This window comes from Ochrobactrum sp. PL_is501 (assembly GCF_055816895.1).
Map to the genome: position 1 here is coordinate 33,654 of NZ_JBVPGR010000024.1, position 19,279 is coordinate 52,932.

At 60.3% G+C, this 19,279-nt stretch carries 23 protein-coding genes; 3 read left to right on the forward strand and 20 right to left on the reverse strand.

Translation table 11 applies throughout. The annotated features are described in order from the left end of the window. Nucleotides 1–3: 3 nt before the first annotated feature. From AC0TOF_RS02470 to AC0TOF_RS02565, 20 genes are all read right to left on the reverse strand, one after another. Nucleotides 4–2,016 (reverse strand): conjugal transfer protein TraG, encoded by a 2,013-nt coding sequence (locus tag AC0TOF_RS02470; RefSeq protein WP_031346668.1) that lies wholly within the window; start codon nucleotides 2,014–2,016, stop codon nucleotides 4–6. A 147-nt stretch (nucleotides 2,017–2,163) separates the two neighbouring features. Beyond that, on the reverse strand, nucleotides 2,164–3,933 hold the full coding sequence (locus AC0TOF_RS02475) for a relaxase/mobilization nuclease domain-containing protein (RefSeq protein ID WP_230349589.1): 1,770 nt from the start codon (nucleotides 3,931–3,933) through the stop codon (nucleotides 2,164–2,166). Further along, the gene (locus tag AC0TOF_RS02480; protein ID WP_473767098.1) at nucleotides 3,930–4,178 is read right to left on the reverse strand and encodes a hypothetical protein; all 249 of its coding nucleotides are present in this window, start codon (nucleotides 4,176–4,178) and stop codon (nucleotides 3,930–3,932) included. Before AC0TOF_RS02480 ends, AC0TOF_RS02475 begins: the two co-directional genes overlap by 4 nt. Beyond that, nucleotides 4,175–5,140 carry a lytic transglycosylase domain-containing protein gene (locus AC0TOF_RS02485; RefSeq protein WP_473767099.1) on the reverse strand — a complete coding sequence of 322 codons (966 nt, stop codon included), beginning with the start codon at nucleotides 5,138–5,140 and terminating at the stop codon, nucleotides 4,175–4,177. Before AC0TOF_RS02485 ends, AC0TOF_RS02480 begins: the two co-directional genes overlap by 4 nt. Nucleotides 5,141–5,187: 47 nt before the next feature. Continuing rightward, nucleotides 5,188–5,514, reverse strand: coding sequence for a DUF736 domain-containing protein (locus AC0TOF_RS02490; protein WP_473767100.1), 327 nt, complete (start codon nucleotides 5,512–5,514; stop codon nucleotides 5,188–5,190). Between the two features lie 35 nt (nucleotides 5,515–5,549). Next, nucleotides 5,550–6,110: a S26 family signal peptidase gene (locus AC0TOF_RS02495; protein ID WP_473767101.1), complete on the reverse strand. Its 561-nt coding sequence runs from the start codon at nucleotides 6,108–6,110 to the stop codon at nucleotides 5,550–5,552. Then, nucleotides 6,107–6,586: a DUF2840 domain-containing protein gene (locus AC0TOF_RS02500; protein ID WP_021586637.1), complete on the reverse strand. Its 480-nt coding sequence runs from the start codon at nucleotides 6,584–6,586 to the stop codon at nucleotides 6,107–6,109. The genes AC0TOF_RS02495 and AC0TOF_RS02500 overlap by 4 nt, the downstream gene beginning before the upstream one ends. 231 nt (nucleotides 6,587–6,817) lie before the next feature. Continuing rightward, nucleotides 6,818–7,690, reverse strand: a complete 873-nt coding sequence (locus tag AC0TOF_RS02505) for a replication initiator protein A (protein WP_031346670.1) — start codon at nucleotides 7,688–7,690, stop codon at nucleotides 6,818–6,820. A gap of 16 nt (nucleotides 7,691–7,706) precedes the next feature. Beyond that, nucleotides 7,707–7,988, reverse strand: coding sequence for a helix-turn-helix transcriptional regulator (locus AC0TOF_RS02510; protein WP_021586639.1), 282 nt, complete (start codon nucleotides 7,986–7,988; stop codon nucleotides 7,707–7,709). A 144-nt stretch (nucleotides 7,989–8,132) separates the two neighbouring features. After that, complete coding sequence (locus AC0TOF_RS02515; RefSeq protein WP_021586640.1) at nucleotides 8,133–8,714, reverse strand: DUF2285 domain-containing protein; 582 nt, start codon at nucleotides 8,712–8,714, stop codon at nucleotides 8,133–8,135. A gap of 19 nt (nucleotides 8,715–8,733) precedes the next feature. Beyond that, nucleotides 8,734–8,946: a transcriptional regulator domain-containing protein gene (locus tag AC0TOF_RS02520; RefSeq protein ID WP_021586641.1), complete on the reverse strand. Its 213-nt coding sequence runs from the start codon at nucleotides 8,944–8,946 to the stop codon at nucleotides 8,734–8,736. A gap of 115 nt (nucleotides 8,947–9,061) precedes the next feature. Next, a complete protein-coding gene (locus tag AC0TOF_RS02525; protein WP_230349584.1) occupies nucleotides 9,062–9,325 on the reverse strand; it encodes a DNA -binding domain-containing protein in 264 nt (87 codons plus the stop codon). 152 nt (nucleotides 9,326–9,477) lie between these two features. Beyond that, on the reverse strand, nucleotides 9,478–9,690 hold the full coding sequence (locus AC0TOF_RS02530; RefSeq protein WP_031346675.1) for a helix-turn-helix domain-containing protein: 213 nt from the start codon (nucleotides 9,688–9,690) through the stop codon (nucleotides 9,478–9,480). A gap of 352 nt (nucleotides 9,691–10,042) precedes the next feature. Then, a complete protein-coding gene (locus tag AC0TOF_RS02535; protein ID WP_021586644.1) occupies nucleotides 10,043–10,357 on the reverse strand; it encodes an ArsR/SmtB family transcription factor in 315 nt (104 codons plus the stop codon). A gap of 14 nt (nucleotides 10,358–10,371) precedes the next feature. Beyond that, a complete protein-coding gene (locus tag AC0TOF_RS02540) occupies nucleotides 10,372–11,406 on the reverse strand; it encodes a cation diffusion facilitator family transporter (RefSeq protein WP_375851938.1) in 1,035 nt (344 codons plus the stop codon). A gap of 596 nt (nucleotides 11,407–12,002) precedes the next feature. Continuing rightward, complete coding sequence (locus tag AC0TOF_RS02545; protein ID WP_021586646.1) at nucleotides 12,003–12,215, reverse strand: hypothetical protein; 213 nt, start codon at nucleotides 12,213–12,215, stop codon at nucleotides 12,003–12,005. A 2-nt stretch (nucleotides 12,216–12,217) separates the two neighbouring features. Then, complete coding sequence (cueR, locus tag AC0TOF_RS02550) at nucleotides 12,218–12,730, reverse strand: Cu(I)-responsive transcriptional regulator (protein ID WP_031346677.1); 513 nt, start codon at nucleotides 12,728–12,730, stop codon at nucleotides 12,218–12,220. Between the two features lie 19 nt (nucleotides 12,731–12,749). Continuing rightward, a complete protein-coding gene (locus AC0TOF_RS02555; RefSeq protein WP_021586648.1) occupies nucleotides 12,750–13,766 on the reverse strand; it encodes a 2Fe-2S iron-sulfur cluster-binding protein in 1,017 nt (338 codons plus the stop codon). A gap of 11 nt (nucleotides 13,767–13,777) precedes the next feature. Beyond that, nucleotides 13,778–14,041 carry a glutaredoxin family protein gene (locus AC0TOF_RS02560; protein ID WP_473767102.1) on the reverse strand — a complete coding sequence of 88 codons (264 nt, stop codon included), beginning with the start codon at nucleotides 14,039–14,041 and terminating at the stop codon, nucleotides 13,778–13,780. A gap of 54 nt (nucleotides 14,042–14,095) precedes the next feature. Beyond that, nucleotides 14,096–16,654, reverse strand: coding sequence for a heavy metal translocating P-type ATPase (locus tag AC0TOF_RS02565; RefSeq protein ID WP_473767103.1), 2,559 nt, complete (start codon nucleotides 16,652–16,654; stop codon nucleotides 14,096–14,098). 160 nt (nucleotides 16,655–16,814) lie between these two features. Here AC0TOF_RS02565 and AC0TOF_RS02570 point away from each other — a divergent pair, with 160 nt between their 5' ends. The 3 genes from AC0TOF_RS02570 to AC0TOF_RS02580 all read left to right on the forward strand — a co-directional run bounded on the left by AC0TOF_RS02570 (nucleotide 16,815) and on the right by AC0TOF_RS02580 (nucleotide 19,093). Further along, complete coding sequence (locus AC0TOF_RS02570) at nucleotides 16,815–17,036, forward strand: heavy-metal-associated domain-containing protein (RefSeq protein ID WP_021586651.1); 222 nt, start codon at nucleotides 16,815–16,817, stop codon at nucleotides 17,034–17,036. Nucleotides 17,037–17,049: 13 nt separating this feature from the next. Next, the gene (gene copM, locus AC0TOF_RS02575) at nucleotides 17,050–17,448 is read left to right on the forward strand and encodes a CopM family metallochaperone (protein WP_021586652.1); all 399 of its coding nucleotides are present in this window, start codon (nucleotides 17,050–17,052) and stop codon (nucleotides 17,446–17,448) included. A 106-nt stretch (nucleotides 17,449–17,554) separates the two neighbouring features. Next, nucleotides 17,555–19,093 (forward strand): multicopper oxidase family protein, encoded by a 1,539-nt coding sequence (locus AC0TOF_RS02580; protein ID WP_021586653.1) that lies wholly within the window; start codon nucleotides 17,555–17,557, stop codon nucleotides 19,091–19,093. The last annotated feature ends 186 nt before the right edge of the window (nucleotides 19,094–19,279 follow it).

Consider the following 19,279-nt stretch of genomic DNA (forward strand, 5'->3'; position numbering starts at 1 on the left):
CAACTACAACCCGTCGCCGGGATTCATCGAAATCTGCCGTGCGACTTGGCGCATGTTGCGGGCAAGCGCCCGACTGGTAACGGCATCACGCTCCGGCTCGTCCATGTCGGGATCGAACTCGTTGAATGAGGACTTTTCCGGCTCCGGCGCAATGTCCTTGTGTGGCTCAAGGCCGGGTTCGCGACGCAGGCCGGCATTGGCTGAATCGTCGTCCTGCTTGTCCGCCTCCTCCTTTGCGGGCTTGCCCTTGGCCGTGCCCCTACTTTTTCCAACCGGCGGGGCTGAGATCGGCTTCAACTCCGACCAGTCATCCGCCTTCGATGCAAATCCGGCATTTGCATTGGCGGGAGCGGCAAGCAGGCGCTCCCTGAACCGAGCATCATCAAAATATCTGGCCTTCTTCGTGCGGATCGGCGGAATGCCCGCCACCATGACAATCTCGTCGTCGGGCGGGAGCTGCATGATCTCGCCGGGGGTAAGCAGCGGCCGCGCCGTCTCGGAACGAGAAACCATCAGATGCGACAACCACGGAGCAAGGCGGTGTCCGGCATAGTTCTGCATGGCGCGCATTTCCGTCGCGGTCCCGAGCGAGTCGGAGACGCGCTTGGCAGTACGTTCATCATTGGTCGCGAAACTCACCCTGACATGGCAATTGTCGAGGATGGAATTGTTCGCACCATATGCCTTCTCGATCTGGTTGAGGCTCTGCGCGATCAGGAACGCCTTGGTCTGATAACCGGCCATGAAGGCAAGCGCGCTCTCGAAGAAGTCGAGCCTGCCGAGTGCGGGAAACTCGTCGAGCATCATCAGCAGCCGGTGGCGACGATCCTTCGCATGCAGGTCTTCCGTCAATCGCCGGCCGATCTGGTTGAGGACAAGGCGCACGAGCGGTTTGGTACGGGAAATGTCGGACGGCGGCACGACCAGATAGAGCGTGGTCGGTCGCTCCTCGCTGACAAGATCGGCAATGCGCCAGTCGCAACGGCTGGTGACGGCCGCGACGACCGGATCTCGATACAGCCCAAGAAAGCTCATGGCGGTGCTCAAGACGCCGGAGCGCTCATTGTCCGATTTGTTCAGCAGCTCGCGGGCGGCGCTGGCGACAACCGGATGCGGTCCCTTCTCGCCAAGGTGCGGCGTGGTCATCATGGCGGACAGCGTAGATTCGATCGGGCGGCGCGGATCGGAGAGGAAGGCAGCGACGCCCGCCAGCGTCTTACCCTGCTCGGCATAGAGAACGTGCAGGATCGCGCCGACAAGAAGCGAATGAGATGTCTTTTCCCAATGGTTCCGCTTTTCCAGCGAGCCTTCAGGATCAACGAGCACATCGGCGACATTCTGCACGTCGCGAACCTCCCATTCTCCTTTGCGCACCTCCAGCAGAGGATTGTAGGCGGAAGAAGCTGCATTGGTCGGGTCGAACAGCAGCACGCGGCCATGTCTGGCGCGGAAGCCGGACGTCAGTTCCCAGTTCTCGCCCTTGATGTCGTGAACGATGGCCGATCCCGGCCATGTCAATAACGTGGGCACCACCAGTCCTACCCCTTTGCCGGATCGGGTCGGAGCGAATGCCAGCACATGCTCGGCTCCATTGTGGCGAAGATATTCGGTTTCATAGCAGCCAAGCACCACACCGTCATTGCCAAGAAGACCGGCTTCTTCGATTTCCTCGCGTTTGGCCCATCGAGCAGAACCGAAAGTGCGAACGTCCCGTGCCTCCCGCGCCCGCCAGATCGACATGAATATGGCAACCGCGATTGCCATCAGACCACCCGACGCGGCAATGGCTCCGCCTTCGAGAAAGACGCTCGGCGCATAGGCGTCGTAGAAATACCACCACCAGAACAGGGCGGGCGGGGGATAGATGGGCTGGCCCACAAGCTCGAACCAGGGCGAGCCAAGTTGGAGCTGGAAGCCAAGCCGCCATGCCGTCCATTGTGTTGCGCTCCAGACCGCAACGAGCACGATCAGCAGAACAATGGTGATCTGCCCCCAAAGCACGCGCGTAGCCGACAAGACGGGAACTCCCTTCCGAACATGGTTTGTTGTTGAGGGAAAAGGAATTTCCAAAATGATTTCAACATGATTGAACGCCGGTATCGTAGTCAGGCGAAGGCGGTCGAAAAAATACTTGCGCATTGCGGTGTGCTATCCTTGACTTTCTCATAGGCCAAGCCCGCGTTTCCTGCCGAAGTTCCAATCCACGCCGCCGTCGGCGCGAGCCACGCCGGATATGTGCTGGCCGATATGCTTCTCGACAGAAGGCGTCCACGGCACGAGGCTGAAGCCGAGACCATCATCGACCATCGCGAAGCGGCCGGATGCGAGCGTGAAACGCCGGCTGTAGGTGCCGGCGACATACTCGCCTGCGGTCGCTTCGCGGAACGGCATGTTCATTTCATGCGAGAGTTTTTCGCCGAGTGCGTCCAGTTCACGTTCGCGGAGCGTGCCGAGAAGATTGCGGGCGAAGATAACCCGCTCGCCCTCGCGCCGTGCCAGCCTCTCTTCGATCAGATGTTCGGCCCTCGCCTCCATCGCCTGTTGCACCTCCAGCCCGAAACCGCCGCCGAGATCGACAGCATCGCGGGCGACAAGCTGACGATCGAGCCATGTGGCGCCGTCGGCCGTGGTCTGGGCCTCAAGGGAAAGATCGGAACGAACCGCCAGCGCAACGCGGCGCTCGCCTCTCGAATCCTCGAAAGAGCGCAGTTCGACAATCGAACCCGGCGCGCTGTCCCCGGCGGCTTCAATATCGGGAAGACGAATATGGTGGGTGTGGCCGTCCACACCATCGACCACGGCGAAGGCCGTGCCGCGCAACTCGTCGTCCAGACCGCGCTCGACCAGCCGTCCGATGACCGGCTCGCCATGCGCCTCGCCGGACAGCACGTAATCGGCAGCGCCGCGCTCGATGCCCCGCTCCGTCAAGGCCCGGTGCATCCGCTTGATAATGTCGCCGCGTAGCCCAAGCTCGCGCAAGGTGGCTTCGGCCTCGCCGGATATGATCCATTGGCCGGGGCCGACGCTTTCAGCCAGGCCGAGATGTTCGAGGTGACGAAGCCGGCCGACTTTCTGGATCGAATAATCGTCGGCCTGCTTATCCGGAGACGGAGCAACATCTATGATGCCATGCTCGTTTGTGTCACGAAGAAGCTGGCGATCAAGCTGTGTCCAGCGGTCGGCCTCTATCTGTCGTTCCAGCGAACGGCGTATGTCCAATTCGGTACGCGGTCCCAATTCCAGCGTCACGAGATCCTGCGCCCGGTCGCGCAATCCGCTCTTGATATAGTCGCGGTCTATCACGAGGTCTTGCCCGTCGTCGGTGCGGCCGCGCACGATGACATGCACATGGGGATTGTCGGTGTTCCAGTGATCTACGCCCACCCATTCGAGTTTGGTGCCGAGATCCTTTTCCGCCTGCGCCATCAGCTCGCGCGTGAACCGCTTCAGGTCTTCCATGTCGGCGGCATCTTCCGGCGAGACGATGAACCGGAAATGATGCCGGTCGTCCTTGCACTGATCGGCAAATTCCTTTGCGTCGGCATTGTCGGTTTCGGGTCCGAACATGCGGGCCTTCTCGTATTTCTCCCCATTGCTCACTTCGTTCGCGGCGCGGGTGACGCCCTCGCGGCGGAGATAACTGAGATGACGGGCAAGCGGGCTACGGTCGCCCTTGTTGCGGACAATGCGCGCCTTCACCGTGCAGAAATGAGTGCGGTTGGTGATGAGACGATTGGCGCGCACGCTTGCCACGCGGCCGCGAGCGAAGTTCGGCCCACGGCCTTTGCCGGACGTGATCTTGCCAGTCCGGGAAACATGCCCGCCGGCCTTCTGCGCGGCGGCGAGCGCCTGCGCGACAAACGGCCTTGCCCGCTGGGCCTTGCTGGTGCGGATGCGTCCAGGCCGGACGCGGAAATCGTCGTCCCGGCTCATGGGGTCACTCGCTCCGAGGTGAAGGATTCGTTGAAAATATTCGATAAATTCTGAGTGCGCACATCGCACTTATAGCCCGCGATGTGCGGAAAGCCGGAAAAAAGCCAATCAAAACAACCGACCGTCCAAGCCGCGATGTGCGGCCTTTTATCTTGCCTTACATCGGACGTTGCCGCCGCCCCTCCCCGCCATCCCGCATGAGTTACGATGACGCTCGGTAGACCACCCGGCACCACGAAACTCATGGCCGCGCCTCCTGCCCATCGGACCGGTGCACGAACAGGCCAAAGGACGGCGGTGCGAGCGCCGACAAGTCGGTGATCGTGCCGGCCTTGGATGGGCCATCGGAAGTAAGATCAGCCGCCGTATCGCCGCCGCCACCGGCAACCGCTGCGCGAGCGATGAAGAGCGGCGTGACAGACCATTCGGAGCGCGCCGGACGATCAGCCGTGCGCCAGGCAACGGTGGCGTCCGCGTCGATCTGCGGCACGATCTTCGCCATGTAGGCGACCGTCTCGGCGGGCAATGGATCGCCGGTCACGAGATGCTTTTCATAGCGGCCGGGACCGGCATTGTAGGCGGCGAGGAAGCCCGGCGAACCATAGAGGTCGTGCAGTTCCGCGATATAGGCGCTGCCGGCCAGAATATTGTCGCGAGGATCGTAGGGATCATCGCCAAGGCCATGTCGGGCGCGCAGTTCCTGCCATGTCGCAGGCATGATCTGCATCAGGCCCATCGCGCCTTTTGGCGAGATGGCGTGCGGATCATGATCGCTTTCTGCCTGTATGACGGCACGTATCCAGCGTTCGGGAATGGCGAAGCGTTTCGCCGCTTCCGCGATATGAGAGGCCCAAGGATCAGACGATGCGACGGCGGTGGCCGTGCGCGTCGTCTGCGTTTCGTTCCGCAGAGGATCGGCCATTGCCGCGCATGGCAGCGTGACGATCGTGGCGCCTGCAATCAGCAGCGCCATGATCGCCGGAACGGCGGCGCATGGTCCACCGTCCCGATTGCCCATCAGCCTGCCATCGTGCTCGCTCTGGCCAAGGGCAAGGCTTCGCCGCCGGCCAACATTTTCCGGACGGGCATCGTCGCAAGACGTGTCCGTTCTCCGGAAAACAGTCCGTCGCCCTTGACCGCCACTGCGCGCGACGGCCGCCCGATAGGCGATCGGGTCGAGGGGAGTGATCGGCGTTCGATCGATCAAGGGGAGTGAGCCTGAAAGTTCGCGGGAAGGATGGCAGCGCATGAGGTTCACGCCTCACCGTCGCACCGCATCTTGCACGTCCAGTGAAGATTCCAGACGTCTTTCTTGGTGTCGGACTCGAACATGCGGGCGCGGACCGGCTTGACGAAGGAAGGATCGTCTATGGTGACAGAGAGATACGCGCCTGCGCGTTCGCCGGTTCGATCCCATGCCGCGCCGACTTCGAGACCATCGGCGAAGATGCGATGACTCGGCGCATTTTCGGCGTCCGTCTCATCGATGGGATGGATGGTCACTTCGGCGTCGAGGGTGAGCGTGCGGATGCGGCCGAAAAATCCATCGGCCTTGCGGGTAAAGGTGCCTATCTGGGCCATTGCGAAAAACTCCTGCTGTTGAAGAAGCGAGCCGTTCACGGCTCGTCGGAAACCGGCTCGCGGAAAGTTTCCACGACCGGATCGGGATCGTCAGTGGTCCAGAGCGGGATTGCCCGACCGACGACGGTTGTGAGGGGAAGCGGCCCGAAATAACGGCTGTCGAAGCTGTCGGGCGCGTCCCAGTTCATGAAGAAGGCTTCGCCGGCGTGGAGCGTCCGGCAGCCTTGCCAGTCGGGCAGCGGCCGGCCTTGGCCGTCGCGCTCGCGGGCCTGCCCGTAGGTCATGCCGTAGGCGGTGATCTCCGTGCCGTTGCGGCAGACGGTCGTTCCGGAAAGCGCCAGCACGCGCTTGAGAAGCGGCAGGCTCTTCGGCAGATAGTGGCGCTCGTCAAGGAAGACGGCCAGATCGTCGGGCGGCATGACGACGGCCAGATCGGTGACATCGAGATGGTTGGCGGGAACGATCCGGTAGAGACCGACCGGCACGCTGGCAGATGCGTTCCAGATCACGCGGACAGCGGGCGGGTTCCAGACCGGCAGCGCGATCAGCGCCGTGCCGGCCAGCATTGCGAGGAGCGTCATGCAGCGGGCGGTCATGGCTGAAACTCCCGCCGCAACATCCATGCGCGATGCTGTTCGCGGCCGTAGGCCCGGAACGGCTCGTTGACGGTGAGACGGTTATGGATGTGCCGCCAGTGATCCGGCGCGACGTCGGCCGGATCGATGCCGCTCCGCTCAATCGCGTCGATGACGTGCAGCACCTTCTCGACCTTCGGCCAGCCGTGAGTGCGGAGAAGGATTTCGCCGCCGGGATCGACCAGCGGCACAGTCTGGTAGTTCTCACCGGGAGCGACTGCGCGCAGAATGTCGATGCGGGAAACGACGGTGCCGTAATCGTTCGCGGCCCATCTGACGAAGGCGAAGATTGTGCCGGCATCGAAGCCGACAACGCGGCGATGACGGTCGATGCGCTGCTCTTCGGCGATCCGGCCGAAGTGGATGCGCTGCTCGATGCGGTTTTCGCGCCATGTCAGATGAACCAGCGTGCGGGGCGATGAAGCGCCCACGTTCATGGGCAGGTTCTCCGGCTGAACGGCTGCGCGAATGTTCCCCAAAAACCGCGATTTTCGGCGGGTCGCGTTAGGAAGAATCCGAAGGATTCTGAGTTAGCAATGTTAGGAGCGCGGATTGCTGAAAGAATCCGGATGGTTAAACCCGGTTTCGGTCCCCGATAGCACGGGTTTCCGGTCCCTGATAGCACGGGCCTTGCGGTCCTCGATAGCACGGGTCTGTCCACAGGTTGCTCACAATCTGATCGGGCGGCGGCGCGGCAGGCGCAGCGCGGCCTTCATTGGATCGGTTGGCGTCGGTTGAAAGGTCAGGCGGATGCGGCCGTCCGGATCGGTGACAAGTTCCAGCCGGTAGCCGGGAAGCGGCTGGCGCTGGACGATGGAGCGCAGATCGTAGGCGAAATGCTTGAGCGGCGAGAGCGAACCGGACTTGAGATGCAGGTGTTCGAGATCAAAGCTCCAGCCCCATGTCTGGCGGCCGCCATGCTTGCGCACGAGACGGTAAAGCCAGCGTTCGAGGCCACCGGTCAGATCGAAATAAGCGCGGTCGATGGTGAGGATCAGGGCGTCGTCAATGACGCCGGCATAGAACCAATCCGCCAGGATGAGTTCTATGCCGAGCGGCCGGCCGGTTGCATCCAGTTGCTCTTTCCATTCGGCGATCCATGAGAAGCGATGTCGCCGCCGCTCCGACGGCTGGCGGATCGACGTGACAACCGTAGTGGATTGCAGCCGATCGAGCGCCGCCTTTAGCCGTTCATAGCTGCGGGCGGAATCGTCGCGGTCAATGAAGGAGAGGATTTCGTAAGGCGTGGCGAACATGAAACGCGAGGTTTGCAAACCGTTGTCGCGCGCCTGAACGATCTGCGACGCGGCCCATATGAGAATATCGGCGTCCCAGATCGTCGCCATGCCGTGTTCGGCCGTCGCCTCGACCCGGATCGATATGTCCCCCATGCGGAAGTCGATCGGCGTCACGCGGCGGGACTTGGCGAGCGAAAAGAAAGGCCATGCCATGAGATCCTGCGCATCGCGGGCGGCAATGTCACCGCCGCATGGCCGGAACAGTTCGAGCTGTTGTCCTTGATATATCCGGTGCGCGGGCATGAACGGCGGCATCCAGTCAGCACGCCGCATCAGCGGCAAGGTCGACGGCAGCGCCTGTGTTCGGCGCTTGCAGCAATCGCGGTGCTGCGGCTTCGGACGTTGACAGACGGGCGGCCGCATCAATCCATGCCTGAAGATCGGCGACGGTGTAGACGACGCGGCCGCCGAGCTTGTGATAGATCGGGCCGGTTCCGTCGCAACGGTGCTTTTCCAGCGTCCGGGGAGACAGGCCGAGAAGCCGGGCAGCCTCCACGGTGCGCACGAAACGCGGCCAATTCTCTTCAGTCTTCTGTTGCATTGCGGGCCTCCTTCGCAGTCTCCGCCGTGACGGCGGTTCTGTTGCGAGGATGGCGAAAATCATGCCGCCCGGAGGAGTGACAAAATAATCGCCCCCGCAAATGTCCCCCATGCAGGTCACAACAAAGCCGAAGAATGGCCGCGCTTAGCGTCGGCGCGGATGGTCGGGAAGTTTCTGGATGGGGCAAAGCAGGCGTGGATAGCCGCCGTCGATGAGTTCCTGCGCAGCGCCGAAAAGGCGGGCGACGCGTCTGCGTTCAGGCGTGTTTTTCCAGTCGATGGAACGCAGCTTGCGAAGTTCGGTGTTGAGAAGGACGCTGGCGATTTCATGACGCGATGCGCCTGCTTCCACACCGTCCCATACGCGCAGCATCAGGCTCAACCTGTGGAGCTGGTAGCGGGAAAAGCGTAGCCAGTATGGCAACGGTCCGGATAGCCTGCCACTCATCCAGGAGACCAAGCGACGGATGCATTGCTCACGTTCGGTGTAATATTCGTCAGGCGGCATCTTGATGGCGGCATTAATGATCCGGCGTCCGCATGGAAGCCAGACATAATGATCGCCGTGTCTATCCCTGACGACCGCATGAAATCCGTCCGCCGTCATATGCCCGGCAAAGTCTGGAGCGAACGGATCGAGCAACGGGCAACCATGGAAGCCCGTTGACGCGGGTTCGATGATGACGGTTGCGGGAAAAAACCGCGGATGCCAGAGCGGTCGCGCCACCGGGGCCGGGTGAGATGGATCAGCCAGGAAAGGTGACGCCCCATCGTTGGCACAAGCGCTGTTCGGCTTCGGCCTGTTTCGTTTTGCCGGAGGTCGCGCTGTTGCGCGCCTGCCTGTAATCTTCACGATATCGTTTGTTGCGGCGGAGAAACTCGAAGGTCATGCCACCGCGTCCAAGATGCCGCAGTTCTTCTTCGAACCGTGGCGAAGTCCAGTCCTGCAATGCTTCCATGCCACTCCCCTTGGGAAACTCAACCTTGGGATGGTGGGAGTATTGGCGAAGTTTCCGGAGCCGGAATACACATAATTGGAATACAAACGGTCTCCAATGAAACCGGCCGAGACGGCTATTGCAAGCGTGTTACGAGAAGGTGACGATAGCCGATCTCGGTCATCCAGCGAGCGCGGGCAAGGTGCGTTTCGTGAATGTGTCTGGCGCGTTCCGGGTCGGCTTCAACATCGATACCGAAGATAATGCGCACGGCGTCGCGCCAGTCAGCGCCTTCCTCTTCGGCATCCAGAAGACGAAGATAAGTTGCCAGATGAGCTTCATCGTAGGCGTTCACCCTATCAGTCAAGGGTGGTCCATCGTCCCTTAAAGGCTTGTTCACGGAGCCTCTTCGCCGAAAGCCACGCTAAAAACGGGCCAGTATTTTATCCGTTCGCAGGGCGACAGTTTCATGACGGCGATATCCGCAATTGCGGAATAACCTTATCGCTGAAACGTCTTAGCAAAAAGTATAGGTCTGCCCTTGCGGGTCTCTCAGGGATCGTTGCGGAAGAATTCGATCGGATCGACGTCGAGTGCTGCGCCGAGCTTTTCGAGCGTATCGACGGAAACAGCGTATTCCTCCCGCTCAAGCATGCCGACATAGTTGCGGTTGAGCTGGGCGCGGTGGGCAAGTTCTTCCTGTGACATGGATCGATCATGTCTCAACCGACGCAGGTTCTTGGCGACTCTTTCCCGTAAGATCATGGGAAAGCTGTCACCGACAGATTATTGCACTTCCACCCAATATACTGGTGATTCCGGAAAAGGGAAAGTGGCCGGTTGAAAAACCTGTGTGTGGATTCGCGAGCCGGTCTCAGATCGGCGAGCGGCGTTCGCGCCGTCTAGGCGCGGACGCCGCCGATCCGGTTTGACGGTGGCTGAAACCGGGGTTTGCGGAAAGGATCGGGCAATCTGCGGCAAGACCGCGCCTCCTCGCGCCGAGTTCAATCTTTACGGCTCAGAAACGAAGCGAGGCGATGAGTTAGCCGTGCGGAGCCAAGGGCACAGGTGCCGAATTCACATCGTGTTTCGGATGGCTCCGCTGATTTTACCTAGACTAGTCATCAGCATGGTCTTCGTGGATATGGAACGCCATGTCGATCAGCATGTCGCTTACATGGCTGTCCGCCACTTCGTAGAAGACCTGCTTTGACCGACGCTCCCCTCTGACGAGCCTTGCACCTCTGAGCAGCCGCAAATGATGGCTGACCAACGTCTGCGATAACTCCAGATTCTCAACAATCTCGCCAACAGGCCTTGGACCTGGCAAGCAAAAGAGCAGAATTCTCAGTCTTGTGGGATCGCCCAGCAGGCGGAAAGTCTCTGCCAATACGGTTACGTCGTGCTGCGTCAAGGATGGGGCTTGTTTCAATGCTCATACTCCTGTTAGGCGTGGACGTGCTCATGGCCATTGTCACGGTCGTGGTTACGCCCATCATGGTCGTGTCCATCCCCATGCGCGTGGCCCGTCGGGACAGGGAATTGGGACAGGCTGCATGCTTCCGCTTCGTCATTCCAGTCGATAGCGATAGTCGCATGTTCGATCGTAAACTGTGACTTCAGTTCATTCTCGACTCCGCGCACGACCGAGCGAGCATCGACATCGGCAGCCGGTCGCACATGCATCGTGGCCAAGGTCCGCCCGGAGGTGATCGACCAGACATGGATGTGGCTTACGGACGCCACGCTAGGGAGATTTTCGACGAGATGACGTTGAATCTTTTCGGGCGTCGCGTTGTCGGGTGCACCTTCGAGCAGGATATGGATCGACTTGCCGAGAAGGCCCCAGGCGCTGCGCAGGATCAGCAGGGAGACAACCACCGACAGGATGGGATCGATCAGGATCCAACCCGTGTAAGAGATCACGATGGCTGCTGAAACCGCACCCACGGAACCGAGCAGGTCACCCATGACATGAAGGGCGGCGCCCTTGATGTTGACGTGCTCGCTATCGCCGCGCGTCAGAATCCAGAACACCAGAATATTGATGAGAAGGCCGGCGATGGCAACGCCGAGCATCGGTCCCGCCAAGATCACGTGCGGTTCCTGGAAGCGCTGCCAAGCTTCATAGACAATCCAGACGACGATCGCGAACAGCGTGATCGCATTGATGAAACCGGCAAGGACCTCGAAACGCAGATAACCGAAGGTTCGCTTGGAGTCGGCCTCGCGCCGTCCGAACCGAAAGGCCGCATAGGCTAGCGCCAGCGCAGCCGCGTCGCTCAACATATGTCCTGCGTCGGCCAGCAGCGCCAGCGATCCTGAGATCAGACCGCCGATCACCTCCACAATCATGAACGTGAAAATCAGGAAAAACGAGAGAAGAACCTTACGCTCATTATCGCTCGTGACGGTCGGCGCATGGGAGTGATCGTGAGAATGGTCATCGTGAGAATGACCATGGCTGTGTGAATGGGACATTTCAGGGCTCATCCGTTTGACATATAACACATGAATAGATGTTCATATGTTATATGTCAACTGCTCCGCTAGCAATCCGCCCCAGCGGGTAGGGTCTACGGCGGGGCAGTGTGTCACCGTATCGCGCCGGTAGGCTTGATCACCATCCACTCAATGGTCCCGGATGGGGTCGAGGGAAACCTGTCCCTCTTGGAATTGACCAGCAACGCCGCAATGACCGCGGCAATCACGAGGGCAGCTCCAGACTATAAGCGCAGGACGAGCCGAAGATCAGTGCATCAATGGCAGATCTCTCTCCACATCGCTGTCGCTGGCCTCGCGCGCGTCAGAGCGCACCGGGTGCATCCGGCGATCTGCTCGCCGTGACCGAGTTGGAAATGGTCGAAAGGACGGCCAAAGCTCCAACGCAACGCCGATTTGCTGCGAAGCGTTGAAGAGTACCGATGCGATACCAGGAGGGGGGCGGCCGCCACTGAGGTTCGACGTCCGGCGCCTCCGCATTGTGATCCGCGACACATCGGCAGCTGTTGACCTGCAAAGTCGGCAATGGCCCATCCCGTTCCTGGCTCATCCATCCTTGGATCTCACCGGACAAATCATGCCTTATTGGGTCGCGGGCATTTCCTCTGGTGCGCAGGAAGCTTACCGATCGTCAGATAAGCTTCAGACAGTGACTTGTGAGAAACTGCGGCACCAGTCTCTCGCGCATCAATAAGTTCAAGGGTCTGCAAAAGCTTCTCGGCAACTTCCATGTCGCCGTCGGAACAGGCCCGTTTGAACAATTGCAGGATTTCGCCGGCGACGATCATAGCTACTGCTCCCTGGCTCCATAGCTGCTTCTTTTTGCCAGTGCCGAAACAACGGGCCCGAGGTGCTCGAACTTGTTACCCGTCGCTCCAGAACGACGGTGAGTCCTGAGCGTCCTGTCCGACTTACCATCCGCCGAGAGTTCGTCGATGATGGGGCAGTCCGGTCGGGTATTACCACGACAATTTTCGGCCAGATGCTTGAGCGTCATGCTCATCTCCTGGAGTTCGCGTGCCTTCCGCTCAAGCTCTTCGACATGCTCAAGTGCAACAAACTTGACGTCCGAGCTCGCACGGCTTCGATCTCGCCACAGGGCGAGCAATTCGGTCATTTTTTCGACCGAGAAGCCGAGATCGCGTGCACGCCTGATGAAGCGCAATGTATGCACATCCTTTTCGGAGTAGTCCCGATAGCCGCTATCTGTTCGGGATGCCTCCGGGATCAATCCGATCGATTCGTAATAGCGGATCATCTTGGCTGAAACGCCCGAAGCCGCCGCGGCCTTGCCGATATTCATCATCCTGTCCTTTATGGTTTTATGTGGTCGGTTGTTCGGGCGTAAAGAACACATCCGCGTGCATGTCCTCGCTCCGCAGACCCAGTTCGCGAAACATGACACCGGCAGCGTCAATCATGGCGGGCGGTCCCGCCATATATGCCTTCCAGCCATCGAGATCCTGAATATCACTCACGATCGCATCCGTTACCAGGCCGGTTCGGAAGTGATCGGATCGGCTCACCTCCGAGAGCACAGGAATGAACTGGAGATTGTCGTAGGTGCTCGTCAGAAGACTGAAATGTTCGACCAGATAGAGATCGCGCTCCGTCCGCGCCCCAAAATAGAGATGGATCGGCTGACGCTGGCCAACGGCGAGCGCCATTTCGACGATCGACTTGATCGGAGCCAGGCCCGACCCGCCGGCGACCGCCAGAATTGGACCGGTATGCTGTTCGCGGAAAAATGAATTGCCGAGCGGCCCGCGAACCGAAACCTTGTCGCCAACTTTGAGCGACGTGGCGACGTGTTCGCTCGTGGCTCCGCCGGGCACATGCCTGATATGGAATTCGAGATAGGATCGGCCAGGCTGGTTCGCCATCGAATAGTCGCGGGCCGGCACACCGGCAAACGTTACCTGCGCATACTGGCCGGCCTTGAACGCGACGGTCTCGCCCGATTCAATCTCCAGCCTGATCTGGCGGATGTCGTGGGTTGCGTCATCGATGGCGACAACGCGGGTCCGATAGGTGCGAACGGGAAGATCAAGCTTTTCCTCATCCTCGTCGAGCCACACGACCGTACAGTCCGTGAGCGGCTGCGCCCGACACGCTAGGATCAAGCCCTGGTTTCGCTCTTCATCCGTCAGGGAAAACCGCGTGTGCGGCAGGAGGTCAACCTCGCCACTGAGCAGTCGGGACTTACATGAGCCGCAGCGGCCCGAGCGGCATCCATGAGGATATGCGATCCCTTCCTCCAGCGCCGTCTCGAGAATGGTGCGGCCAGCCGGGACGGTGATGGTGCGCGCTGCTTGCCGAATTTCGATCTGTCTTGCCATGGCAATCTCCCTCAGGCAGTGCCCAATGACAGGGCTTCCGCCAGGCGAGGCTTCTGGTCGGCAAAGGTTCCGTAGAAGACCTGTACGTTGACAATCGTGATCGGGGCGACACGCACACCGGTGCGCGCCTTCGCCTCTTCGGCTATCTGGGGATCTGACAGATCCCGCTCTTCATATGGAACGCCCTGGTCTGCAAGCCACCGCTTGACAGCATGGCAGTCGGGGCAGGTTGGCGTTGTGTAAAGCACCACCGATGGGCTCTTCGTATTGGTCATCGTTCATTCCTTTTCTTCAGATCTGGCGAGCCTGCCGGAGCAGGCCCGCATATCTCATTTCGCGGGTGCGAGTTCCGGCCGATAGTGCGGGGCAGCACCGCTCTCCACCAGCGCGGGGGCGCGGAAGGTCTTGAGCCGGAGCGCATTGCCGAGCACGAAGACGCTCGACAGGGCCATGGCGCCGGCGGCGAAGACCGGTGACAGCAGGATGCCGTAGGCCGGATAGAGCAGCCCGGCGGCAACGGGGACCAGAGCCGTGTTGTAGGCGAAGGCCCAGAACAGGTTCTGCCGAATGTTCCCAATCGTCGCCTTGGACAGTGCGATTGCGTTCGGCACGCCTTGCAGGCTCCCCGACATCAGCACCACGTCGGCGGCCTCGATGGCAATGTCCGTTCCGGTGCCGATGGCAAGACCGACATCCGCTTCGGCCAGCGCCGGAGCGTCATTGATGCCGTCGCCGACGAAGGCAACCTTGCCATGCTCAGCCTTGAGACGACGCACCGCGTCGACCTTGCCGTCCGGCAGGACTTCCGCCACCACCTCATCGATCCCAAGGCGCTTGGCAATAGCTTCGGCCGTCCGCTTGTTGTCGCCGGTGATCATCGCAACCTTGAGGCCGAGATCGTGCAGCGCCTTAATCGCCAAAGGCGTCGTCTCCTTGATCGGATCGGCCACGGCGATGATCGCCGCGAGTTTGCCCTCGATCGCCGCATAGAGCGGCGACTTGCCCTCATTGCCGAGACGTTCGGCAGCCTTGGCGAAGCCTGCCACGTCATGGCCGAGTTCGGTCATGTAGCGGTCTGCGCCGATCTCGACGCGCTTGCCACCGGCCAGGGCCTTAACGCCGAAACCCGTCACCGATTCGAAGTTCGACACGGCCGGCAGCGGAATGTCCTCCCCTGCGGCTGCATCCACGATCGCACGGGCAATCGGATGCTCCGACTTCGCCTCGACGGACGCCACTAGACCGAGGACATCCGCCCGGTCGAAACCGATGGCTAGTTCCAGATCGGTGAGCGCCGGCTTGCCTTCGGTCAAAGTGCCCGTCTTGTCGACCGCGACGACCCTTGCGTCCTTGAGCAATTGTAGCGCTTCACCCTTGCGGAAGAGCACGCCTAACTCCGCCCCCCGGCCAGTGCCCACCATGATCGAGGTCGGTGTCGCGAGGCCCATGGCGCACGGGCAGGCGATGATCAGCACGGCGACGGCATTGATCAGCGCGAAAGTGAGCGCGGGCGACGGCCCGAAATAGAGCCAGGAAGCGAAGGTCAGGGCCGCTACGGCGAAGACCGCCGGCACGAACCACATGGTCACCTTGTCGACCAGCGCCTGGATCGGCAGCTTCGATCCTTGCGCTTCCTCGACCATGCGGATGATCTGCGACAGCACGGTGTTGCCGCCGACCGCAGTCGCACGGATGGCGAAGGCACCCTTCTGGTTGACCGTGCCGCCAACCACCTCGCTGCCGTGCTTCTTGGAGACCGGGATCGGCTCGCCGGTGATCATCGATTCGTCGACATAACTCTCGCCTTCGATGACCTCGCCGTCCACCGGGACGCGATCGCCGGGCCGAACCTCGACAATATCGCCGGAAACGACCGAACCGATCGGCAGGTCGACCGTCTTGCCGTTCCTGCGCACACGTGCCGTTTTTGCCTGAAGGCCGACGAGACGCTTGATCGCCTCGGATGTCCGGCCTTTGGCGCGCGCTTCGAGCAGCCGCCCGAGCAGGATAAGCGTCACGATCACCGCGGCGGCCTCGAAATAGACGTTTACCGTTCCGGCGGGGAGGAAGCCGGGCGCGAAGGTCGCGACCAGCGAATAGCCGTAAGCGGCCAGCGTGCCGACTGCGACCAGCGAGTTCATGTCAGGGGCGAGCCGCCCAAGTGCCGGAAGCCCCTTGTCGTAAAAGCGAATGCCCGGAACGAACAGGACGATGGTTGTCAACACAAATTGGATGTACCAATTCGTCTGCATGCCGATGGTCGAGGCGATCAGGTCATGCATGCCCGGGATGACGTGTGAGCCCATCTCCAGGATGAAGACCGGCACCGTCAGCACCGCTGCGAGGGTGAAATCTCGGGTCAATTCGCGGCGTTCTGCTTCCTTCTTCGCGGCGCGATCATCGGTCTCTACTTGGGCGGCCCCCGATCCCGCGACGATTACCTTGGCGTCAAAGCCCGCGTTTTCGATTGCTGCCACTACCACAGCGGCGTCGGCAGTTCCCTGGACCGTGGCCTTCTCGGTTGCCAGATTGACGATGGCGTTGGTGACACCAGGCAGGGCCCGGAGAGCCTTTTCGACACGACCCACGCAGGAGGCGCAGGTCATACCCTCGATCGTTACCTCAAGCGAGGTCGACGCTGGCGCGTTGAAACTTTCCGGAACCTCATACCCTACATCCTTCACGGCCTTGACGAGCGTGGCTGGATCAACCGGCTTGTTCGTTGTGATGCTCGCTTTTTCCGTTGCCAGATTGACGATCGCATCGGCGACGCCGGGCACGGTCTTGAGGGCTCTTTCGACACGACCCACGCAGGAAGCGCAGGTCATCCCTTCGATGGGGAGTGATATCGTTCCAGATAGGTCTGTTGCTTGAACGGGGGCATTCATAGCCGCCTCCTTTTCTTGTCCCTAATTCCAGTTCGGACAGAAGATGCGGCTTCCAACCATGGGAAGGTCAAGAGATGAGAAGGAGAAAAATCGCTATTGACCTTCCCATGGTTGGAAGCCCCACATTCGGCAACGTTAAAGCAAGACAAGGAGATTTCGCATGGAACTCAGAATCGAAGACATGACCTGCGGCGGCTGCGCAAAATCCGTTAGACAGGCGATCCTGTCGATTGATCCGAATGCCAGGGTCACGACCAATCCCGAGGCGCGCACGGTCGTGGTCGAGACGACTGCTACCCTGGCGGCACTTCAGCAGGTCCTTGATGAAGCCGGTTATCCCGCGACCGCAAAAACGCCGGGCACGGCCTTGAGACCCTTATGATCAGAACATAGCCATGAATAAACTCACCCCGATTTTTATCGCCGGCGCGCTAGCTGTTGCCGGCGGTCTCGCCTACGCGCAATCGCAGATTGGCGAACAAGGAGCAACCATGAACCGCAGTGAACATGCCGGTCACGGCGCAAGCACGCCTTCCGACAATCCTGTCATTCGCGCCTACCAAGATGTTAACGACAAGATGCACGCCAATATGGCCATAGAGTTCACGGGTGATGCGGACGAGGATTTCATGCGCGGCATGATCCCGCACCACCAGAGTGCGATCGATATGGCGCGTGTCGTGCTCGAACATGGAACGGACCCGGAAGTCCGTAAGCTCGCCGAGGGCGTGATTACTGCCCAGGAAGGCGAAATCGCCATGATGCGCGAATGGCTGGCAAAACGCGGCCAGTGACAACCGGGAGCGGCTCTCAGGAGCCGCCTTCCCCCATGAAAAATGCATAAGACATGCTTGGACGGCGTCGCCGTTGACTGTCAAACGACCGAAAGGAAGACGATCGATGCAAAGGCGTACTTTTCTGGCAAGTCTTGGGGGCCTCGTCGTGGCCGGGCCTGCAATAGCTCAAAAGCACGATATGGGCGGCATGGATGGCCACGGTAATCACGCCGTGCCTCCCACCAACGCCAATCCGGTTTTGCCGGAGGGACATCCGCTCAAGGAGCTGCCACGCCTGTCCAATCGGTCGGCCGCACCGGGCGTATTTAAGGTAAATCTCGCAGCAGAACCAGGCACCATGCGGTTCGCCGAAGGGCTCGATACGCCTGTGCTTCTCTACAATGGCACCAATCCCGTTATCGAAGCACGTGAGGGTGACAAAGTCGAGATCAGCTTCAAGAACGGAATTCCAGGCGAACCTACGACGATTCACTGGCATGGCATGCCGGTGCCGGCCGACCAGGATGGCAATCCGATGGACCCGGTGGTATCGGGTGGTAACCGAATTTATGCGTTTGATCTGCCGGAAGGCAGTGCGGCACCTTACTGGTTCCATCCCCATCCTCATGGTTTGACCGCCGAGCAGGTTTATCGCGGTCTCGCTGGCGTCTTTCTGGTCAAGCCAAAGGACGATCCCATCCCGGCGGAGTATGGCGACACGCTCCTCATGCTCACCGATCTGAGGCTCGCCGCCGACGGAACAATGCCGGAAAGCACGATGGCTGATTTGATGAACGGCCGCGTTGGCGATCATGTGCTCGTTAATGGGCAGAAGAACCCCACGATGGCTGTTGCAGTTGGAGAGAAGCGTCGCTTGCGCCTCTTCAACGCGACGAACGCGCGATTCCTACGGCTTAAGTTCGAGAATGCGAGCATGACCGTCATAGGAACGGATGGTGGCCTAATCGAAGCCCCTTTCGCCGTCGATGAGCTGCTGCTCGCGCCGGCCGAACGCGTTGAGTTGATTGTTTCTTTCGACAAGCCGGGAATGGCCATGCTCACGACGCTCGAATATGAGCGCGGCTGGATGGGGCCAGGTAAGCCGATCGAGGCCGACATGACCCTGTTGACGGCACACGTATCAGATGCGCCGGCAAGTGCAATACCTCCGTTGCCGGCAAAGCTACGCACCATCGAAGCTCTTGAGAATCCGGTTGTCACGCGTCGTTTTGTGCTGACGGAATCCATGGGCGGTATGGACCATAGTAACATGTCGATGCAGGGCATGGATCACTCCAATATGTCGATGTCTTCCGACAGCATGAAGATGAAGTTCCTGATCAACGGTGCCAGCTTCGACATGAACCGCATAGACGTAGTTTCGAAAGTCGGACAAGTCGAACTTTGGGAAGTCGTCAACGAAGCGGATATGGACCATCCCTTCCATGTGCATGGGACGCAGTTCCAGATAATCGAGCACGAGAAGGACGGAAAGGTCACCAGACCAACCTATCGCGCGTGGAAGGATACCGTGAACATCGTGGCCGGAGAGACGGTTCGGATTCTGCTGCGCCAAGATCTGCCGGGACCACGCATGTATCACTGCCATATCCTCGAGCACGAACAGCTCGGAATGATGGGTACGATTGACGTTCGAGCCTAAGTTTTGGATCGGCACATGAAACAAAGGCCCGCCGCGAAAATAATCGCGGCGCGCTAATTCGGATACATGGCTCTGTTGTGGCGTCGCACCGCCGGCTCCTGCTTTTCAGGGGCACATATTCCGCCGCGGGGCGCCGAGACGAAGGCTTGCCTTCTCGCGCCCTAGTGCCCGCCGAAAGCCATTGAT